Origin of the sequence: Nocardia sp. BMG111209 (assembly GCF_000381925.1) — a bacterium.
Taxonomy (GTDB): domain Bacteria; phylum Actinomycetota; class Actinomycetes; order Mycobacteriales; family Mycobacteriaceae; genus Nocardia.
The window spans coordinates 1271943-1292019 of the sequence record NZ_KB907308.1 but is presented as its reverse complement, the minus strand read 5'-3'; the positions used below and the strand labels follow the sequence as shown (position 1 = coordinate 1292019).

The following is a 20077-nucleotide window of genomic DNA, read 5'->3' as shown; positions in this document are numbered from 1 at the left end:
CGGTCCGAAACGCCGGATGTCGAGATCATCCGGCCGGAAGTTGGCCACCGGATCGGGCCCGGGGCCGGATCGACCGGCCCCGACCACAATAGAACCCACCCCCGCCGGATGTTCCGGCGGGGGTGGATCCTTCGCGTACCGAGGCGAGGCGGCTAGGGCAGAATCGACGCGAGCGTCTTGCTCTCCAGGAACTCCTCCAGCCCGGCCACACCCATCTCCCGGCCGATGCCCGACTGCTTGTAACCGCCGAACGGCGCGTCGGGGTGGAAGTAGTTGCCGCCGTTGATGCTGAAGGTGCCGGTCCGGACCCGCCGCGCGACGGCCAGCGCGCGCTGCTCGTCCGCGCCGAACACCGCGCCGGACAGGCCGTAGGCGGAATTGTTGGCGATGCGGACCGCGTCGTCGTCACCGTCGTACGGGGTCACGGCCAGCACCGGGCCGAAGACCTCCTCCTGGGCGATCTCGCTGTCCGGGTCGACGCCGGCCAGCAGGGTCGGCGTGTAGAAGTATCCGGGTCCGACCTTCTCGCCGCCGGTCACCAGGCGGGCGCCGGCGGCGACCGCGCGCCGGACCAGGCCGTCGACCTTGTCGCGCTGCCGTTCGCTGATCAGCGGTCCCATATAGGTTTTCCGGTCGTGCGGATCGCCGTGCCGCACGCGGGCCATATTCGCGGCGACGAGGTCCACGATCGCGTCGTGATCGGCGCGCGGCACCAGCAGCCGGGTGGTCAGCGCGCACGCCTGCCCGGCATTGAGGGTGGCGGCGAAGGCGGCGTACTGGGCCACCGCCGCGTAATCGGCGTCGTCGAGGGCGATCGCGGCCGATTTGCCGCCGAGCTCCAGGAACACTCGCTTGAGACCCGGACCGGCGGCGGACATGATCCGCCGGCCGACCGGTGTCGAACCGGTGAAGGTGATCAGATCGACCTCCGGATGCGTGGTCATCACCTCACCGACCTCGACCCGCGACGACGAGAGGATGTTGACCACGCCGGCGGGAATGTCGGTGTGCCGCGCGATGATCTCGCCGAGCGCCAAGGTGATCAGCGGGGTGTCGGGCGCGGCCTTCAGCACCACCGTGCACCCGGCCGCCAGTGCGGGCGCGAGTTTCGCCAGCGCCAGCTGGTTCGGATAGTTGTAGGCGATGATGGCCGACACCACACCGGCCGCTTCCTTCTCCACCCAGCGCCGGTGCTGTTGCCTCAGATATTCGACGGCGCCCAGATCCTCGGTGAACGAATAGGTTCCGAGCAGATCCGCGTAGTATTTGACGATCTTGATCGGATCTTCCAGTTGCGCAGCGCGAGTCAGCGACAGGGTGGCGCCCACTTCGGCAATGGTCAACTCCCGCAACTCTTCCAGATGCTCGAGCAGTGCCCGGTGCAACTGCTCGAGGCAGTGGATACGCAACTGCACATCGGTGGCCCAGGCGCCGGTGTCGAAGGCCCGGCGGGCGGCGGCGATGGCGGCGCGGGCATCCTCGACGGTCGCGTCGGGGGCGTATCCGACGAGGGCCTCGGTCGCCGGATTGTAGGACGGGTAGGTGCCGGCGGCGCCGACCAGCGCGCCGTCGATGAGGAGTCTGCGGTCGGGTCCGGCCGCCGCACTGCTGGTATCGGGGATATCCGAGCGATCTGTGGTCATGTCCTGTCTTCCGTGTGCGGTTGTGCAGGGTCGACGGCCGGTACCGAGCGGCGGTGTTAGTCAAGTGTTTAACATCGGGGTTTCGGGGATGTCAAGGTTGTGCGGCTCGTAATGGGCGAAGAATGCGTGCTCCGGTGTTTCGAGTGGTAGTGCGTAGGCGTCTGAATGTTGGTCGATCGGTCAGCGGTCGGTGGGATGGCCGCCGACTACGTGGCCGGCCGGCGGTTGCGCCGCGGATGCCGGTGGTCTCTCCCGATGGGCCGAACGCGGGATCGCGGTCGTCATCCTGCGGCCGACCCGGTCGCCGGATCCTCGAACAAGCTGTGCCGTAACGGGTTTCGGATATAGTCGGTGCGGGGTCCGCCGGACCGCCTCGGTCCGTGCGATCCGGAAGCGTCACGATGTCGTCCTCGTTCACCAGTGAGACCACGCCGGTCGCCGATCCGGCCGTGTCCGGTCGGTTCACCACCGTTCTGAGCGGCGACTGGAACGCGCCGGTGTATCCGCACGGCGGGGTCACCACCGCGCTCGCCGTCCGCGCGATGCAACAGGAGTTCGAGCAGCCGTTGCGGTCGGTGCACACCCTGTTCGTCAGCGCGGTCGCGCCGGGACCGGTCACCGTCGACGTCACCGTGTTGCGGCGCGGGCGCACCATGAGCCAGGCCGTCGCCACGCTCACCACCGAGACCGGGACCGGACTCATCGCGACCGCGGCGTTCGGCGACGACCGGCCCGGATTCGAGTTCACCGAACTCGACCTGCCCGACGTGGCGCCGCCGGATCGGTGCCGTTCCTTCGACGAGATCTCCCACGCCGCGGGCCTCGAGATCTCGCCGCTGTGGCGACGGCTGGACGGCCGGCGAGCCGGCGAGGACGCATCGCGGGAATCGACACCGCCCTCGGAACAGGTCTTCTGGTACCGGTTCCGGCAGCCGCCGCGCGACGAGCAGGACATGCTCGACCCGGCGGCGTTGCTGGTCTTGGCCGACACCATGGCCGCCGCGGTCGGCGAGCGGCTGCGCGGCGAGACGCGGCGCTGGCTGTCGCCGAGCGTGGAGATGACCGTGCGGCTGTTCGAACCGGTCCACGGGGAATGGATCCTGTCCCGCGTCCGCGCGCACCGGTCCGGCCACGGCTACGTGAGCCTGGAGAACGAGCTCTGGGATCCGGAGACCGGCGCCCTGGTCGCCCACGGGACCCAGCTCGCGTTCTATTCCTTCCCCTCGTGACGGTCGCGCGCGGGGGCGGCCGCATCGATACGTTCGGGGGCGGGCATCCCGGTATCACCTCGGTACCTGTCCGGACCGCGTGCCTGCGGGGCACTCCCGGGCTGTGGACGAGAATCGGTACGGCCCGTCGAAGGGCGGATCGGTACCGGTGGACGAGGAGGCGACGGTGAGGTTCGACGAATATCGCGGATACGACGCGGTCGGCTTGGCCGACCTGGTCACCCGGGGTGAGGTGCATCCCGCCGAGCTGTTCCGGCTCGCCGCGGACCGCTGCGCGGAGGTCGACCCGGCGATCAACGCGACGAGTCTGCTGATGGAGCAGAACGGTAAGGAACTCGCCGAGCGCGAGCCCGCCGGGCCCTTCGGTGGCGTGCCGTTCCTCATCAAGGATCTGAATCAGGACTACGCGGGCTATCCGACCTCCGCCGGCACCGGGCCGCTGCGCTCGATCCGGGCCGCGGCGAACAGCACCGTGGTGCAGCGCTGGCTGGACGCCGGTCTGGTGATCTTCGGCAAGACCACCACACCCGAATTCGGCAGCAAGGCGATCACCGAGACCCGGACGTTCGGCGCCACCCGCAATCCGTGGGATCCGACCCGGACGCCCGGCGGTTCCTCCGGCGGATCGGCGGCGGCCGTGGCCGCGGGCATCGTGCCGATGGCGGGCGCCAGCGACGGCGGCGGATCCATCCGGATCCCGGCCGCGTGCACCGGTTTGTTCGGCCTGAAGCCGGGGCGCGGGCTGGTCACCAGCGGCCCGCTCGTCGGCGATCCGCTGTTCGGCGCGGCGTCGGAGGGTGTGCTGTCGCGCAGCGTGCGCGATACCGCCGCCATGCTCGACATCCTGAGCGTGCCGGATCCCGGTGCGCCGTACCGGGTTTCGCGACCGGACCGGCCGTACCGCGATGCCGTCACCGAGCCGCCGCGCCGGCTGCGCATCGGCTTCACCGCGCGATCACCGTTGGGCACCGAGGTTTCCGCCGACGCGGTGCGGGCCGTGACCGATGCCGCCACCCTGCTCGAATCACTGGGCCACACCGTGGAATCCGCCGACCCGGGCATCGACGGCCGCCGGATGGCCGTGGATTTCATGACCGTGTGGACCGCCCAGTCGGCCGCGCGGCTCGCGCAGGCCTGTCGCGTGACACATTCGTCGCCAACGGATTTCGATGTCGACACCCAGGTCCTGGCGGCGGTGGGCCGCGCGGTCGCGGCGCCCGCGCTGATGCAGGCGCACGCGCGCTGGAACGACTACACCCGCGCGCTGGCCGACTTCCACAACACCCACGATCTGCTGCTGACCCCGACACTGGCCGAACCGCCGCTGCACATCGGCCGCAACCGCACCCCGGCGCCCGCGCGCACCGTGCTGCCCCCGCTGCTGCGGGCCGGGGCGGGCCGGATCATCGCGCGCACCGCCTATTACCGCGGTCTGGTCACCGCCAACCTCGCGGCGGTGCCCTTCACCCAGCTGGCCAACATCACCGGCCGCCCCGCCATGAACGTCCCCACCTACTGGACACCCGGCGGCCTCCCGCTGGGCGTCCAATTCGTCGGCCCGCTCGGCAGCGAATATCTGTTGCTGCAACTCGCCGCCGAAATCGAAACCGCCCGACCGTGGTTCGACCGTCACCCGCCGGAACCGGCCCGGAACTGATCTCGGGGATCAGTCGCGCGGCCGCTGACCGGCCGCGCGCAACGTGGTCTCGATGCCGGCGATGATCAGATCCAGCCCGGCGCGGAATCTCTCGTCCCGCCAGGCCCGTCGCGCGGGTGGCTGCGGGAATCCGTCCCGCGCTTGCTCTTCCATGGTGAATCCGTTGACGTAGGCGAACAGGGTGTCCACCACGATCATCGCGGTATCCGCCGAGGTGCCGGCCGGCAGCACGGTCAAGATGTTCGCCCAACTCTGTTGCGCCGGGCCGTTTCCGGTCCCGGCCTCCGGGATCAGGTGCGTGATCAGCAACCGGGCGCCGTCGCGGTGGGTCAGCATCGCGGCCCGGGTGCGGACGGCCGTCCGATGCAGCACCCGATCCCAGTCCGCGTCCACCGGCGCCGGCTCGGGTCCGGCGGTGAGCACACTGGCCACCATCGCGTCGAGCAACGCCTGCTTGCTGTGGAAATGGCGGTACAGGGCACTGGGCTGCACGGCCAGTCGCTCGGCCAGCCGGCGGACGGTCAGCGCGTCCAGCCCCACCTCGTCCAGGAGGTCGAGGGCGGCTTGCAGCACTTCGTCGCGACGGGACACCCGGCACAGCTTGCCAGACCGCCACCGCGGCCCTATGGTGAACTTAGTTCACGTGAACTAAGTTCACATTGCGGAGGTAGTCGTGAAAGTAGTGGTGATCGGTGCCGGACTCGGCGGTCTTTCCCTGGCCCGCCGGTTGATTCGCGCCGGGATCGAGGTCGGCGTGCGCGAGCGCGACTCCGCGATGGAGTCGCGATTCCAGGGCTATCGGGTCGGGATCGGCGGTCATGCCATGCCGGCGGTGCGCGGCTGCCTGCCCGACCGGCTGCTGCCGCTGCTGGCGGCGATCGGCGGCGACGTGACCGGTATGGGCCGGATGGTCGACACCCGGCTGCGGCTGCTGGGGGAGGTGCCGCCGCAGGACGAGGGCACCATGTTCGATCGCCATGTCCTGCGTCATCTGCTGCTGGCCGGTCTCGCCGACCGGGTGCGGTTCGGCAAGCAGTTCGAGGAATACCGGGAGCTACCGGACGGCCGCGTGCGGGTGCGCTACACCGACGGCACCGAGGAGACCGCGGACGTGGTGGTCGGCGCCGACGGGATGGGTTCCGCGGTGCGCCGCCGGCTCGTCCCGTCGATCCGGATCCGGACGATGGATCGGGTCGGCGCGATCGGCCGCACACCGCTGACCGAACGGTTCGCCGCGCTGGTCCCCGGCTGGAGCACCATGGTCAATGCCCCGGATCGGCAACTGTTCCTGGGCACGATGAAATTCCGGCGGCCACCGGCCGAGGCCGCCGCCGACCTGGCCCCGGACGTGGCGCTGCCGGACACCGGTAGTTATCTGCGCTGGGTGATGCTGATCCCGGCCGAATTCGCCACGGCCGCCGCCGGTTCGGAGCAGGATCCGGTGGCGGCGCTGGCGGTGCTGCGCGATCTGGCCGGCGACTGGCATCCGGATCTGCGCGCGGTGTTCGAGGAGGCCGATCCGCACAACAGCGGAATCGCCCCGCTGCGCATCGGCGATCCGGTCCACCCCTGGCCCACCCGGCCGATCACCCTGCTCGGCGATGCGGCCCATCCGACCCCGCCCGGCGGCCTGGGTGCGAATCTCGCCTTCCTGGACAGTGAACTCCTCTGCCGCGCACTGACTTCGGTGCGCGACGGGACCAGCGAACTGCTCCCCGCACTCGCCGGCTACGAACGCCGCATCTGCGCGGCCGCCGCGAAGGCCTTCGGTCACGCCGAACAGGTCTACGAATCCTTCGACGAGATGCGCCGGGACGCGGCCCGCCGGGACTGAGTCCGCCGCCCCTGTGCCGCAACGTATTCGGGGAAGCTCAGTGGTGCTGGCAGGCGGGGCACAGGCCGTGCAGGGTCAGTCCGGCGCTGTCGGGCAGGGCGAATCGGCTGCCCGCGCGGGCGGCGTCCAGTGCGGTGCTCAGCTTCGCCGCCGGAACCTCGTCGATGGCGCCGCAGCGGGTGCACACGGCGTGGTGGTGCGGGGTGTCGGTGAGTCCGTAACTGGTGACGCGCTCGTCGACCACCAGGGCGTGCAGCACGCTCGCGCCGACGAGGGTGGAGACCGTGCGGTACACGGTGGTCAGGTCCACGTCGTGGCCGGCCGCGGTCACCTCGTCCCGGATCTGGGCCACGGTGAGGTGCCCGCGGTCGCGGGCCGACGCGAGCGCCGACAACACCGCCAGACGTGGTGCGGTACAGCGCAACCCGTGTCCGCGCAGCAGTAGCTGCGCGAACTGGTGCTCGGCCGCCGATGCGGCGTACCCGTCGTGGTGGGCCCGTGCCATGGCCCTCAGTCTGCCGTCGCGGACCACACGCCCGCCACCTTTCTTCTTGCCAATGAGTTGCAACAACACCGCGTGGGGCCTTACCGTCGAAGCACCCGGATCCGTGCAGAGGGGCTCGCCATGCCGTCACTCGCGCAGCAGCGCAATCCTTTTCGACCGTCCCTCACCCGGGCCGAATGGCTGCGGCTGGCCCTGCTCGGCGCGCTGATCGCGGCCCTGCACATCGTGGGCTGGGTCACCCTGGTCGCGTTCGTGGCGCCGCGGCACTTCGACCTCGGCGGCCGCACCCTCGGCATCGGGGTCGGGCTCACCGCCTACACCCTCGGGCTGCGGCACGCCTTCGACGCCGACCACATCGCGGCGATCGACAACACCACCCGCAAACTCATGAACGACGGGCAGCGACCGCTGTCGGTCGGATTCTTCTTCTCCCTCGGGCATTCCAGCGTCGTGTTCGGGCTGGCGCTGCTGTTGTCGCTCGGGGTCCGCGCGCTGGCCGGCCCGGTCGAGGACGACGGTTCGGCCCTGCACCGCTACGCCGGCCTGATCGGCACCACCGTTTCCGGCACGTTCCTGTACGTGATCGCGATCCTCAATCTCGTTGTCCTCGTGGGTGTGATCCGCGTGTTCCGGCGGATGCGCACCGGCGTCTACGACGAGGCCGAACTGGAACGCCAACTGGCACAACGAGGTCTGTTCAACCGCCTGCTCGCACCGGTGCTGCGCGCGATCACCAGGCCCTGGCAGATGTACCCGGTCGGGCTGTTGTTCGGGCTCGGCTTCGACACCGCCACCGAGGTCGCGCTGCTGGTACTGGCCGGGACCAGCGCCGCCGCCGGACTGCCCTGGTACGCGATCCTGTGCCTGCCGATCCTGTTCGCCGCCGGTATGAGCCTGCTGGACACCATCGATGGCAGCTTCATGAACTTCGCCTACGGCTGGGCCTTCGCGAAACCCGTCCGGAAGGTCTACTACAACATCACCGTCACCGCGTTGTCGGTGGTCGTCGCCCTGGTCATCGGCACGATCGAACTGCTCGGCCTGCTGGCCGGCCGACTGGGCTGGACCGGGGGAGCCTGGGGCTGGATCGCCGGCCTGAACCTGAACGCCGTCGGTTTCCTGATCGCCGGCCTGTTCGTCCTCACCTGGGTCGTCGCGCTGACCGCCTGGCGCTACGGCCGATTCGAGCAGCGCTGGACCACCGCGCTGCCGCCGGGCACCGCCCCGGTGACCGAGCCCGGTCAATCCTCGAGGTAGTCCAGAACTCGCCGCAGCAGGTCGTCCGTGATCGGCTTGTGGTGGGCCAGATCGTTGCGCAGGTCCCGAAACGTCTGCAGCCGTTGCCGATCCCTGGAACCGATGTCGACCCGCCGGGTTTCGACCAGCCAGGCCAGCGAACCGATCTCGATGATGTCGTCGTTGCGCCGGGCCAGACCGTGCAAGGCCTGCGGCGACGCCTTTTTCAGGATCGTCCGCTCGAATCGGGTACGTTCCTCGTCCACATGCGGGATGAGGACACGGTTGTGCGCCATCCACATTCGCCTCGTCACCTCGGCATCGTCGAGGGCGTGTGGCGCCGATCGAATGGTGCGGCCCCAGCGATCGACGAGTCCTTCCCGCCAGTGCCGTTCGAGCTCGACCGGTGGGGCGGTGAGCCCCCGGCGCGACGGTGGCCGTTGCGCCACTACCGATTTGGGGTCCTGATGCCGTGCGCGGGCGCGATAGTCGCGCACCGCGTCCGGCAGCCCGGCGCTGGTCCGGTCCCAGTTGCCGAAAAGATGGTCCACACAGGGCAGATCCCAGCCGGCGAGTTCCGCGATGACTGCGGCGTCGACCGGATCGACGGCCTGTTCGGAGATCGTGCTCAGCCGGATCTCGGTGTCGAGGCGATCGAGCACACCCCACCACCAGTGCACCGCGACACCGGCCGGGTCCAGATGGGTGATGGTCGACCGCGGCAGATCCGCCAACCGGACCGCGATGACGAGTTTCGGGCGGTCCTCGATCGACAATCCGCACGCGTTCAGTTGGGCCGGCCAGCGGCGCACGATCTCGCCGACATCCTGGTGATGCCAGCCGGGAATCAGTACCCACGACCCGTGCCAGGGCGTCCACCCGATGATCGTGTCCCACTCCTCGTAGGCGCGGGCATGTAGCGGGTCGACGCCGAATGTGGTCAGGATGCGGGTGGGGAACGGTTCCGCGGACGGGTCGCAGTATTCGGCCCGCCCGTTCTCGACGGCGATCTCACCGAGTATCGCGTCCGCGACGCCCGCCTCGACCATCGCCTCGGGGAAGACGACGACCACCGACTTGCCCAGCCGCAGTCCCGCGACGATCTCGCCGATGAAGCGCGCGGGACCGGGCAGTCTCGGGTAGAACTCGGTGACGGGTGCGTGCCTCATGCCAGTTTGCTCAGTGCCCGCGCGACCACGGGGTCGATTCGGTATTGCGCGTGTTGTTCGTCGAGAACTCCGAGCGTGGTGAGATCGTCTGCGAGAGACTGCATCTCGTCGGCGCGGCAGCCGAGGAGCTCGGCGAGGTCCACGATCGGCTCGTAACTGGCCGAGCCGCCGAGATCTGCCCATTGGCCGAGCAGTTCCCCGGCATCGTGGTCGACACCGACGCTGCGCAGGAATTCCGTGGCAGCCGCCCGGTCCTGTGGGAAACCGGACAGCCGCTCCCACTCTTCCGCATGGCTGCGGCCGCCGTCGGATACATCCGAGACGGCCCGCTCGACGAGTTCGGGCCATCCGCCCGAGTGGCTCAGCAACTCCTTGCGATCGCCCGGAGTGTTGAACGGATTGTCGTGCCAGGACCGGACACCGTCACCCGACCATTTGGTCAAATTTATCAACCGCGTCTCGGATTCCGGCCGCGTGGCGACGATCTCCCTCGCCACGCTGATCGCATCGGCGCCGAATACGACCGCCAGATGCCCTTGGGCGCGCTTGCGCATGGTTTTCACGGCGTCACCGAGTGCCTCCGCGTGCTGCCAGAGCGCGCGCGACGCATCGATCACAAGCAGTCTCGGCGCACTGCTTCCGCCACCGGCGAACCTGAACTCGGACAACACCGCCGGGGTATCGGCGCCCACGTCGTCGAGCACGGTGACATCCACGGCCCGTTCGTGGCCCACCGAATTCAGCACCTGCGCGACATCGGCGATTCCGAGTGCCGCGCTGCCGGTGAGCACGAAATTGCGGGCCGGCTCGTACTTGTTCTTGACCGGAATGATCTGGCTGAGATCGTGTTCGCTGATCGGACTTCGCACCGCCGTTCTCCCGCCCGTCACCTCGCGCCGGGTGGAACGCGGGTTGTATTCGTGCGGTAGTTCGAACTGTTCCTTGTTCTCGTCCAGTTCGGTCTCCAGCTGCTCCTTCGTGCCCAGCATGGTGACGATGTTCGGTGACCGCACCGAGAACCGGTCGCCGTCCTTGATCAGCACACCCAGTCCGACGAGTTCGTCCATATAGACTTCGAATTCGGCGCTGTTGAGGTCCTCGAAACCCTGGGTCCAATAGATCTCGCAGTGCTCGCGGATGTCGTCGGCGGTGTATTTGTCCCGGAATGCGTCGTTCATGCACATGATCGCGACGGCGAGCGCGATCACGCGGTACCGGTCCTCCAGCGTGATCGTCAGACGCAACTTCTCGGCGATCTTCGCCCGCGTGCGCGGATCCTGCGTCACCGTATCGATATCGGAGTCACGGATGGTGATCAGCGGTTCGTCCTTGTGCAGCGGCCTCGACTGCAGATGCGCGATCAGATCGTTGCACACGACCTGGATCAGTCCCGGCTGCAGATTGGTGAAGGCGAGCAGGCGCCAGATCGCCTCGGCGTTCTCGAACCGATAGCCGAGCGCCTCCAGCGGTTTGACGACCAGGTCGCGCGCAGGCGTCGCTGCCAGCGGACCGATCAGAACATCACGACCGCCGTGGGCCAGAGGCGTATTGGCCACATTCTGCAGCCGTTGTACCTTGTGCAGACCGGCGAATACGGGCTTGAACCGGCCCGCCGTATTGTCGAACATGCCCTTGAGCGGGCCGATGTTCTGGAAGGCGTGCGTGGCGGGGCCGCCGGATTCCTTCTCCAGGAAGGCGTCGGCCTCGTCCAGCAGCAACAGTAATCGTCGGGATTCCTTGTCCTGCAGCCATTGCCGCACAGCGCGCACAACCGGATCCGGATTGCGGACGGCGTGGTTCTCCTTCAAACCCATGCCGTCGATCTGGGCGAGCTCGTTGTACAGGACCGGCCAGAGCCGCTGGGAATCCGCCCAGGTGCCGATGCCGTGCGAGTTCAGGTCGATGAAGATGGCGGCGTGATCCGGCTGCGCATTGAAATCGCGCTGGATCTTGCGCAGCAGGGCCGATTTCCCCAGTTGCCGTCCTCCGTAGACGAACAGGCTGCCGCCCCGGTCGGTGAGCGTCACCAACTCTTCCGCGCGTCCGACGAAAACCTCGTCGGGAACGTTCCCGGCGACGACGGTGTAATGGATGAAGCATGTGAAGGGCAGCGTGATCTGCTGGACCGCCCGGAACGATCGCGGATACCGGGCCGCGACGAATGCCGCGGCCGCGTGATCGACCACGATGGCGCTGATCTTCTGGTCCCGGCACACTTTCAGGCACTGTTGCCGCTGGTCCAGTGTCAGTACCCCGTCGAACAGGATGATATTGGGCCCGTTCCTGGTCGGAAAGGCATTCGACAGGGTCTCCCGCAGCAGTTTGTGATCCGCGGTGGCGACCACCACGTAATGTGTTGCGCGACTGCCCAATCCGGGCACGAGCGAGCCGTCCACCGGAGTGGCGTTCACCCGGAAGCGATCGAAGTGGCGGGCTCCCGGGCTGGGCTCTCGCGGGATGTCACCACGCGTGTCGAGACCCAGGCCGCGGAGGATCGGCGCCAGGGTCTGCCGATTGGCCCGCCTATCGTTCTGGAAGAGGTTGTCCCAGTGCGCCAGACGGGACAGATCGCCGTTTTCGATCGCCGCCCCGTCCAGTACCCGGTCATCGCCGAACTGCGCCACCACATCGTGGATCGACGAGTTCGCGGGCAGCTTCAACCGGGACAGCGCGGTGGTGAAAGCGTCGAAGACCCGAGCGCCGAACGGGCTGTCGTCGGTATCGGATGCCGGGAGCAGACCGCTTCGTGCCAGCGCCAGCAGTTCGTTGGCGCCGATGAAATCCTCTCTGTCGATCAGAGCGGTGATCCGGTCACGACTGACCGGATCATCGATTTCTTCCACCCAGGTGCGCAGGTCCGCCGCGGTCCGGCTGCGGTATTTCGCCAATTCGTCACGGAGTGCGCGCAGATCGCGCATCTGCACATCGAAACGGTCGCCGTCATATTTTTCCGGCGTCACCAATCTGGCTTCGGCCTCGGCGTACGCATTCTTGGTGAAGTCGTCGGCGTAGGTGTGGCCCAGTTCGGCGCGAACCGTGTCGACCTCACGGCGTAGGCGGCGGGCCCACGCGGACCGTTCCGCACCCAGCCGCGCCTGGAGTTCCGCCGTGTGCCGCGCGACCAGGCTCGCCTCCCGCAGATCACCGCACGACACGAACGCGTCGAACAGGACGTGCGCCGACCGCGGTGTGCGGAGTTCGGCGACGATCCGGTCACGCCTGTCGCTGTCGATGATCGGCAAGCCCTCGTCGTCGCGGTCGGCGCAGGTGATCTGCAGCGATTCATCGCGCAGCACCTGGATCACGCTCGTCGCGCGCGTCTTCTCCTCCGGTGAGATGATCCATTCCGCAAGGCAGTACAACGCCGCGTCACCGGGACCGGCCACATCGGCGGTGAGGTCGACGGCTCTGGCGGCGTCGATCAGATTGTGCCGAGCCACCTGTGTTGCCGCTGCTCGCGAATCGCCGACCGCCGTCATCGCGGTGTGCAGGGCCTCGCTCACACATACGGCTACCGACTCCACCGCCTTGCGCAATTTCGTTCGCGCGTTCGACACGATGGGATGGCGGCGCTGCTGTGCGGTGCTGACGGTATCGTCGGCGAATTCGATGACATCGTCCGGTGATTCCAGCCGGGCGAGCGCCTCGGCCAGGGCCGTCTTTCGCTCGTCGCCGACCGTCGGGGCCAGAATGGCTTCGAACGCCGCGCCGAAGGGCTCCTGCTTTCGCAGCAGGTACTTGAGGACCTTGTCCGCGCGAGTGAACGTGATCCGCTGCCGGTCCAGATCTTCACGCAGGGTGCGCGCGTTCTCGTGGATCTCGTTGATCGACTTCTCGGGGCGGCCGCCGAAATTGTGCACGTGCTGGTAGTTGCGATCACAGGCGACGATCGTGGCATCGACCACATTTCGCCAGACGACCTCCGGATTGATCTGGCGGGCAATGGTTTCCAGCTCCGACCGGGGAACCCAGCCGGCGGTGAGCGCGGCCCGCAAGGTCGCCGCGAGTGCCACTTCGGCCGATTGCGGCGTCGCGAATTCCTGGCCCTCCAGCATCGTGGTGAGGCCGATCAGGACCTCCGCCGGGTCGATACCGCCGGGCCCGGAATGGAATGCCGAGGCGGCGAGCCGGTAGGCGAGCACATCGGCCTCCGACAGGCCGGCGGCCTGCGCCACCAGCCAGGCCGCCCCGAACTTGCCGTCGCGGACATGCGCGGTCAGATCCGCGGTGAAGTCGGGGGTAGCCGCCGCCGGGACGTCCTCGTACGCATCGTCCGCCGCGCCCACCGTGACCGTGTCGCCCATGGATTCGTCGGTGGTGGTGACGAGAACTTCGTTCGCGGGTGGTGCGATAACCGTGGCGGGCCGGTCGGCCTCCGGTTCCGGATCTGCCTGGATCTCGGCCCTCGGCGGGAGTTCCCACGCTGTGCTCGCCGCCGCGGACCCGGCATCCGCGGAGCCGGGTGCGGCTGTGACCGGCGCGGGGAACGCCTCGACGTCGACGGGATCGCCGGTCTGCTCGGTGCCGCCGTCCGGTTCCGAAAGCCCCAGGACGGCTTCCAGTTCCGCGATCTCGGCCAGCACGTTCGCATAGGTGTCCGCGAATCCGCTGCCGGGGGACTCGTCCGCGATCAGCGGGCGCAGGTGCTCGGCGGCCTTGCGCAGCTTGTCGAGCCGCTCCTCGTTCGCGCGCAGTTCCTGTTCGGCGAGGGCGGCGACCCGCTCCTGTTCGGCGAGCCGGTCGCGCAATGTCTCCAACAATTCGAAGGACGCTCCCGGCGGTATCTCCGGCAACCCGAGTTCTGTCCATCCGTTGTGCAACAACGAGTTCCAGGACGACACCGGGTCCGGCCCCGCCGGGACGGGCCGGCCCGCCCGGATGTCGGCGGCGGCGGCCGCCAATTCCTCGGCGATCCGCAGCGACCGGTCGCGCAGGCTCGCGACCACCCCGGCGAGCCGGTCGGAGTCGAGATCGGTTGTCCGGCCGAGGATGTCGGCCACGGTGGTGGTATCCGGCGGGTACTCGGCGTCCGGCCCGATCCGGGCGGCGGTTCTGAACTCGTCCAGCATATTCGTGAACTCCTCCAGAGTGAGGTCGTCCGAATCCAGTGCGAGAAAAGCCTTCACGCCGGCCGTGCGGGATATCAGATCTCCGCTGTCGCCGCGCTGCCGGATTTCCCGTGCGTAGATTTTCGGCAGATGCTGCAACATCGGATCCGACGCCACCGGCATGCGCACCCAGTGGCGGAACATCCGTGCATCCAGCCGTGCGGTTTTCGGCCTTTTCGCTGCCGCCCGCACCGCCTCGCGCAGCGCCGGACTCGAGGCCAGCAACTCCTCGATTTCCGCGTCGCTGAACTTCTGCAAACACTGCCGGACCAACGAGCTGTGCACGTGTCGAGCATGCCACAGGTGACGTCGGTGGCGATTCACTGTCGCCGAATAGACCTGCGGCACAGGGTTTCAGCGCTCTGCTTGCCGCAAATTCGATGCCGACCAGTCGTTTTCGAAGCGGCTTCACCGGCAGACGATCCGTGGGCACCGCACCATTCGCCCCCGCTCGCCCCCGCCGAGGTTTCCTTCGGGTCTCGGTCGTGTCGCACGGGCCGCGGCGCTGTTTATAGTGAGCGGAACTCGGAGTGCGCGGGCAGTGGTTACTGCTCCGCTCACGGCTCGGCAACCTGCGAGGGAGTGAGCTGTTGTGGCCAGAATTCTGTTCGTGGTGACCGGCGCGAGTTATTGGACATTGAAGGACGGCACCCGGCATGCGACCGGGTATTGGGCCGAGGAGTTCGCTGCCCCGTATCGGGCGCTCAGTGGCGCGGGTCACGAGATTGTCGTGGCGACCCCGGGCGCGGTGGTACCGCATGTGGATGTCATGAGCCTGCGGCCCTCGATCGCCGGCAGTGAGCAGATCGCGCTCGAGCAGGAGGAGATACTGCGCTCGGCCGAGGAATTGCGGCGGCCGATCGCGGTGGCCGGGGCGCGTCCGGACGATTACGACGCCGTGTACTACCCCGGTGGTCACGGGCCCATGGAGGATCTGTGGCGGGACGCGGACTCCGGTCGGCTGCTCTGCGCGGCGCTCGCGTCGGGTAAGCCGTTGGCGATCGTCTGTCACGCGCCGGTGGCCGTTCTGGCGACCAGGCGGAACGGGACGTCGCCGTTCGCCGGGTATCGGATGACGGCTTACACCAACGACGAGGAGGATGCCGTCGGCCTGCGCGAGAAGGCGTACTGGACGGTCGAGGACGAGTTGGTTCGGATGGGCGTGAATTTCACCCGCGGGGAGGTCTGGAAGCCCTATACCGTGGTCGATCGCAATCTGTACACCGGGCAGAATCCCGCCTCGGCGGCACCGCTCGCCCGGAAGATTCTCGAGGTCCTCTCGTAGCCGGGCCGTCGGGAATCCGCGGCCGGCGGGCCGTGGGCGATCTCATGGAAGACGGTGCGCAGTAGTGCGCCGGGCCGCCGGGTGGGGACGGTCGGCCGGGGTCATCGCCGCGGTGAATTGCGCACCCCGGCGAGGGCGTCCCGGGTTCTGATGGTGTCGGGGTGGTATTCCCCGAGCACTCGTGCGCGACCGGCCAGGGTGTGGCCGAGCGCGTCGGCGGCCTCGTCGTACCGACCGGCCGCGCGATAGGCGAGGCCGAGATTGTGCCGGGTGACGAGGGTGTGCTGGTGATCGGCTCCCAGTACGCGTTCGCGGTCGCGGAAGGTGCGCTCGTACCACGCGATACCCTCGCTCAGTCGTCCCGCGGCGGCACAGGTGTGCGCCAGGTCGTGGCGTGAGGACAGGGTCTCCGGGTGTTCGGCCCCCAGAGTGCGTTCCCGGTCGGCGACCGTCCGCTCGCACAGGCCGATCGCCTCGTCGTACCGCCGGGCCGCGAGATAGGTGGTCGCGAGGTTCTTCCGGCTGATCATCACGCCGGGGTCGTCGCGGCCGTACCGGAGTTCCCTGCGGGCGAGGACCTTTTCGAACAGCGGGATCGCCAGATCGGTCCGGCCCGCCGATCGGTACGCGCCGGCCAGGTTGTTGCCCGCGGTCAGGGTGCTCGCATCGTCCGGTCCCGCCGTCGCCGCGATGGCGGCCAGCGCGCGTTCCAGCAGCGGAAGTGCCGCTGCGACACCGTTACTGCTCTGGTAGGAGTGGGCGAGGTTGATACAGGCCGTGATGGTGTCCGGATGATCGGGGCCCAGCGTGCGTTCGCGGTGCGCGAGGATATGTTCCTGCTGCACTGCGGCTTCGGCGTGCCGCCCGCCTTGTGCATGGATCATGGCGAGGGCGAGACGGGGGTGCACGGCCTGCTCGTGATCGGGACCGTGCAGACGTGCGCAAGTCGCGGCGACGCGCTCGTAGTACGGCACGGCCTCGTCCGGCCGGTCGGCGAGGTGGTACAGGCGGGCCAGGTTGGTACAGGTGACGAGCGTGTCCGGGTGGTCGGGGCCCAGTGTCCGTTCCCGGTGGGCGAGGATACGTTGTTGCTGCACTGCGGCTTCGGCGTGCCGATCCGCCTCGCTGTACAGGTAGGCCAGGAGCTTCGTGGCCTCGACGACCTCCGGGTGATCGGGGCCCAGCACCCGTGCACGGTCGGCGAGGATGCGCACCGACAACGCGATCGCCTCGTCCTGCCGTCCGCCGGCCCAGTACGTGGTCCGCAGATTCTCCCGGGCGGCGAAGGTCTCGGTGTGATCGGGACCGTGGATCCGCTCGGCGGATTCGACGGTTCGCCGCAGGAGCACGACGGCGTCGTCCCGCCGTTTCGGATCGGCCGCGAGGTATGCGTCCACGAGTTTGCGGCGATCGACCACCGTCTTGGGATCGTCTGCGCCGCAGAGGCGTTCGCGATCGGCCAATGCGCGCTCCAGGAGTGGGATCAGCTCGTCGTCCCGGCCCTCGCAGTGGAACAGGGTGTAGGCGAGCCGTTCGCGAGCCTCCAGGGTCACCCGATCGTCGGCCCCGCGGCGGGCCTCGTGTTCGGCGAGGGCGCGTTCGAACAGCGGCACCGCCTCGTCGCGGCGTTCCAGCTCGGCGAGACCGATTCCGAGCAGCGTGCTGATCCACGCCGTGTCGAGCTGATCCGGGGCCTGCACCCGTTCGCGATCGGCGAGAGTGCGCTCCAGCAGCGGGATCGCGTCCTGGTATCGCCCGAGGACGAAGTAGCACTGCCCGAGCAGCTGGCGATAGCCGACGAGGGCGTCGTGATCGGGATCCGCGAGCTCGGCACAGCCGGCGAGCACATCCTCGAGCAGCGCCGCCGCCTCGTCGTTGCGGTCGACCGAGTGGTACAGCCCGGCCAACCGGCCGCGGGTGGCCAGCGTCTGCCGATGCCCGGTTCCGAGCAGCCGCCGATGTTCGGCGGCGATCCGTTCCAGCACCGTGACGGCCCGTTCGTGCCGGCCCGCGCTCCGGCAGGCGATGATCAGGTCGTCCCGGGCCGCGGCCGTCTCCGGATGATCCAGGCCCAGGATTTCCTCGCAGCGCGGGACGATGCGCTCGAACAGTTCGATCGCGTCGTCGAACCGCCGGGCGTGGCACAGGGTACGGCCGAGTTGCCGCTGGACGGCGAGCGTGTCCGGATGGTTCGCGCCGGCCTCGCGCTCGGCGGTGTCCCGCGCCTGCTCCAGTAGCGTGACGCACGAATCCGCTTGCCCGGCATCGATATACGCGACGACGAGGGTATCGCGTGACCCGATCGTGTCGGGATGCAGCGCACCGAGGGTGTTCGCGCGGTCGGCGTACGTCTGCTCCCGCAGCGTGATCGCGTGCTCCGGCCGCCCGGCGGCACGATAGGCGTCGGCCAGCCGGTCGCGGGCCTCGATCGTCTCCGCATGCGTTACGCCGCACCGGTTTTCGAGGTCTCGTAGCACGAGCTCGAGTGTATGGACCGCGGCGTTCGCGTCCGCCGTGTCCGCGGAACTCGGGCCCGCCGCCCGATCGGCGTCGCTTTCGCCACTCGCGGGTTCGGGTGGCGTCAGCAGTGCCCGGGACGCCGCGACGGCGGAGTGCAATCCGCCGGCGGCGCCGAGTCGTTCGCGGACGGCGCGAGCGACCTCGCGGTGCATCATGATCGACTGCCCGTCGATCGAATGATCCAGCAGGGCAGCGCGTCTGCACTCGGTGATGGCCGACTCGACGGCTGCGGCGCCCGCGGCGTCGTCGGCCACGAGCCGATACAGCGACCGGGTCTCGACGCCGTCCGACGGAAGTACGGCCACGGTGGCCAGCAGGCGCTGGATCAGCCCGTCCGCGTCGTCGAGCAGGACGGCCTCGATCGCCAGGTCCAGCGCGGCGTCGATACCGCCGGAGCCCACCCGGTCCAGGTAGTCGAGGTGACCGAGCGCCGGTGCCGGCCGGTGCGCGTGCTTCCGGAGCGTGGCGGCGGCGAGCGCGAGGCCGAGAGGGAGACCGCCCAGCGCCGCGGCGAGCGCGTCGGCGGTGTCGGGGGCATCGAGTCCGTGCCCGCGCAGCCACGCCGCCGATTCCGCGCGGGTGAACGGCTCGACGAGTACTGTCTCACCGAGACCGCCACGGACACAACCGTTTTCGGTGATGATCACCCTGGCGCCGCCGTGCCGGGGCAGATACGGGTAGGCGACGCTCAGATCACACACGTTGTCGAACACCAGCAGTGCGGGTTCCGTCCGGTCCGCGAGATGTTCGAGGAGGCGGCCGGCGGACTGCTCGACGTCACCACCGGGGTCGGCGAGACCGAGCCGATCCGCCACCAGGGTGAGCCCGGTGAGCACTTCCAGTTCGGTTTCCGCGTTCACCCAGCCGACCAGGCCCGCGCCGGTCGACGCCACGGCCCGTGCCCGCGCGGCCGCGGCCTGCGTCTTGCCGACCCCCGCCAGGCCGTCCGCCGACGACACCAGCACGATCGGGCTCCGTTCCAGGGCCGACGCGAGCCGGACCGGAACATCGCGTTCGACGAACCCCACCGGCTCGGCCGGTATCGCGCCGGCCACGATCACGCCGGACGCCGGCCCCGCAACGGACATCGCTACCCCCGGAGTCTTTCCGCTCGATGAATATTCGTTCCGTTATACATTTCGCCGCCGATACCGCTCTTCCATCCGGTGGAAAGTCCGCGAGATCGCCTCGGGCCGTGCTCTTTTCGCGGTCCGATCAGGATTCCGCGGCCGGTGTGCCGTGGGCGATCTCGTGGAAGGCGGTGCGCAGCAGCGCGCTGATCCGCTCGGGTTCGGCGTCGGCGAGGCCGTCCAGGCGCAGCAGATACCGGCCGATCACCGCGCCGATCGTGAGCGCGCCGATCAGACCGGCGCGCAGATCCGCGTCGTCGGTCGCCAGATGCTGCGCGGCCTGTTGCTGGCGGGCGACCATCGCCGACCGGACATCGGCGGCCGCGTCGGGGTGGCCGAACATCGAGCGGAGCGCGGCCAGCGCGTCGATCGGCGTCGCGGCGAGTTTGTGCTCGAGCGCGGTCAGCAACTGCTCGGCCGCCTGCTCGGGTGTGCCGGTGACGAGCTCGTCGGCCTCGAATCCCACCGCGCGGGCGAACAATTCGTCCTTGGAGCCGAAATAGCGCATGACCAGCCCGGGATCGGTCTCCGCCGCGGTCGCGATCGCGCGGACGGTGGCGCGGTCGTAACCGACCTCGGCGAACAACCGCTGTGCTGCCGCCAGGATCCGGGATTCGGTGTTTCGGCGCTGCTCGGCGCGGCTGGTGGGTCGGGAGCTCATCCGCTCAGTCTACGACGGTTGACCGAATCCCGATCGCACTGCTAGTCTCGGTCTACGGTCGTTGACCGAATTGTGTGCCGCTGAATCCCGTTGCAGATCA

The 20077-nt window shown here is 68.8% G+C and carries 12 protein-coding genes; 5 read left to right on the top strand and 7 right to left on the bottom strand.

Annotated features, from left to right (window positions below):
• Positions 1 to 152 precede the first annotated feature (152 nt).
• Positions 153 to 1643, bottom strand: a complete 1491-nt coding sequence (locus tag G361_RS0129635; protein ID WP_019930764.1) for an aldehyde dehydrogenase family protein — start codon at positions 1641 to 1643, stop codon at positions 153 to 155.
• 401 nt (positions 1644 to 2044) lie between these two features.
• Between G361_RS0129635 and G361_RS0129630 the strand changes: the two genes are divergently transcribed.
• Together G361_RS0129630 and G361_RS0129625 are read left to right on the top strand one after the other, a co-directional pair.
• Complete coding sequence (locus G361_RS0129630) at positions 2045 to 2872, top strand: thioesterase family protein (protein ID WP_019930763.1); 828 nt, start codon at positions 2045 to 2047, stop codon at positions 2870 to 2872.
• A 166-nt stretch (positions 2873 to 3038) separates the two neighbouring features.
• Positions 3039 to 4529 (top strand): amidase, encoded by a 1491-nt coding sequence (locus G361_RS0129625; RefSeq protein WP_036496042.1) that lies wholly within the window; start codon positions 3039 to 3041, stop codon positions 4527 to 4529.
• A 9-nt stretch (positions 4530 to 4538) separates the two neighbouring features.
• Here the strand turns inward: G361_RS0129625 and G361_RS50545 are convergent, their stop codons facing one another.
• A complete protein-coding gene (locus G361_RS50545) occupies positions 4539 to 5120 on the bottom strand; it encodes a TetR family transcriptional regulator (protein ID WP_081635638.1) in 582 nt (193 codons plus the stop codon).
• Between the two features lie 82 nt (positions 5121 to 5202).
• Between G361_RS50545 and G361_RS0129615 the strand changes: the two genes are divergently transcribed.
• Complete coding sequence (locus G361_RS0129615; RefSeq protein WP_155981841.1) at positions 5203 to 6363, top strand: NAD(P)/FAD-dependent oxidoreductase; 1161 nt, start codon at positions 5203 to 5205, stop codon at positions 6361 to 6363.
• Positions 6364 to 6400: 37 nt separating this feature from the next.
• Here the strand turns inward: G361_RS0129615 and G361_RS45360 are convergent, their stop codons facing one another.
• Positions 6401 to 6868: a Fur family transcriptional regulator gene (locus G361_RS45360; protein ID WP_019930759.1), complete on the bottom strand. Its 468-nt coding sequence runs from the start codon at positions 6866 to 6868 to the stop codon at positions 6401 to 6403.
• A gap of 120 nt (positions 6869 to 6988) precedes the next feature.
• Here G361_RS45360 and G361_RS0129605 point away from each other — a divergent pair, with 120 nt between their 5' ends.
• Entirely contained in the window at positions 6989 to 8125 is a 1137-nt protein-coding gene (locus tag G361_RS0129605; RefSeq protein ID WP_019930758.1) for a HoxN/HupN/NixA family nickel/cobalt transporter, read from the top strand.
• On the opposite strand, the gene G361_RS0129600 is transcribed toward G361_RS0129605, so the two are convergent.
• On the bottom strand, positions 8110 to 9273 hold the full coding sequence (locus G361_RS0129600) for a hypothetical protein (RefSeq protein ID WP_019930757.1): 1164 nt from the start codon (positions 9271 to 9273) through the stop codon (positions 8110 to 8112). The two genes, G361_RS0129605 and G361_RS0129600, sit on opposite strands and share 16 nt — an antisense overlap.
• The gene (locus tag G361_RS0129595; protein ID WP_026343659.1) at positions 9270 to 14666 is read right to left on the bottom strand and encodes a hypothetical protein; all 5397 of its coding nucleotides are present in this window, start codon (positions 14664 to 14666) and stop codon (positions 9270 to 9272) included. Before G361_RS0129595 ends, G361_RS0129600 begins: the two co-directional genes overlap by 4 nt.
• A gap of 307 nt (positions 14667 to 14973) precedes the next feature.
• Here G361_RS0129595 and G361_RS0129590 point away from each other — a divergent pair, with 307 nt between their 5' ends.
• On the top strand, positions 14974 to 15666 hold the full coding sequence (locus tag G361_RS0129590) for a type 1 glutamine amidotransferase domain-containing protein (protein WP_019930756.1): 693 nt from the start codon (positions 14974 to 14976) through the stop codon (positions 15664 to 15666).
• A gap of 101 nt (positions 15667 to 15767) precedes the next feature.
• Here G361_RS0129590 and G361_RS0129585 read toward each other — a convergent pair whose 3' ends face one another.
• A complete protein-coding gene (locus tag G361_RS0129585) occupies positions 15768 to 19274 on the bottom strand; it encodes a tetratricopeptide repeat protein (protein WP_019930755.1) in 3507 nt (1168 codons plus the stop codon).
• Between the two features lie 127 nt (positions 19275 to 19401).
• The gene (locus G361_RS0129580) at positions 19402 to 19977 is read right to left on the bottom strand and encodes a TetR/AcrR family transcriptional regulator (protein ID WP_019930754.1); all 576 of its coding nucleotides are present in this window, start codon (positions 19975 to 19977) and stop codon (positions 19402 to 19404) included.
• Between the last annotated feature and the right edge of the window lie 100 nt (positions 19978 to 20077).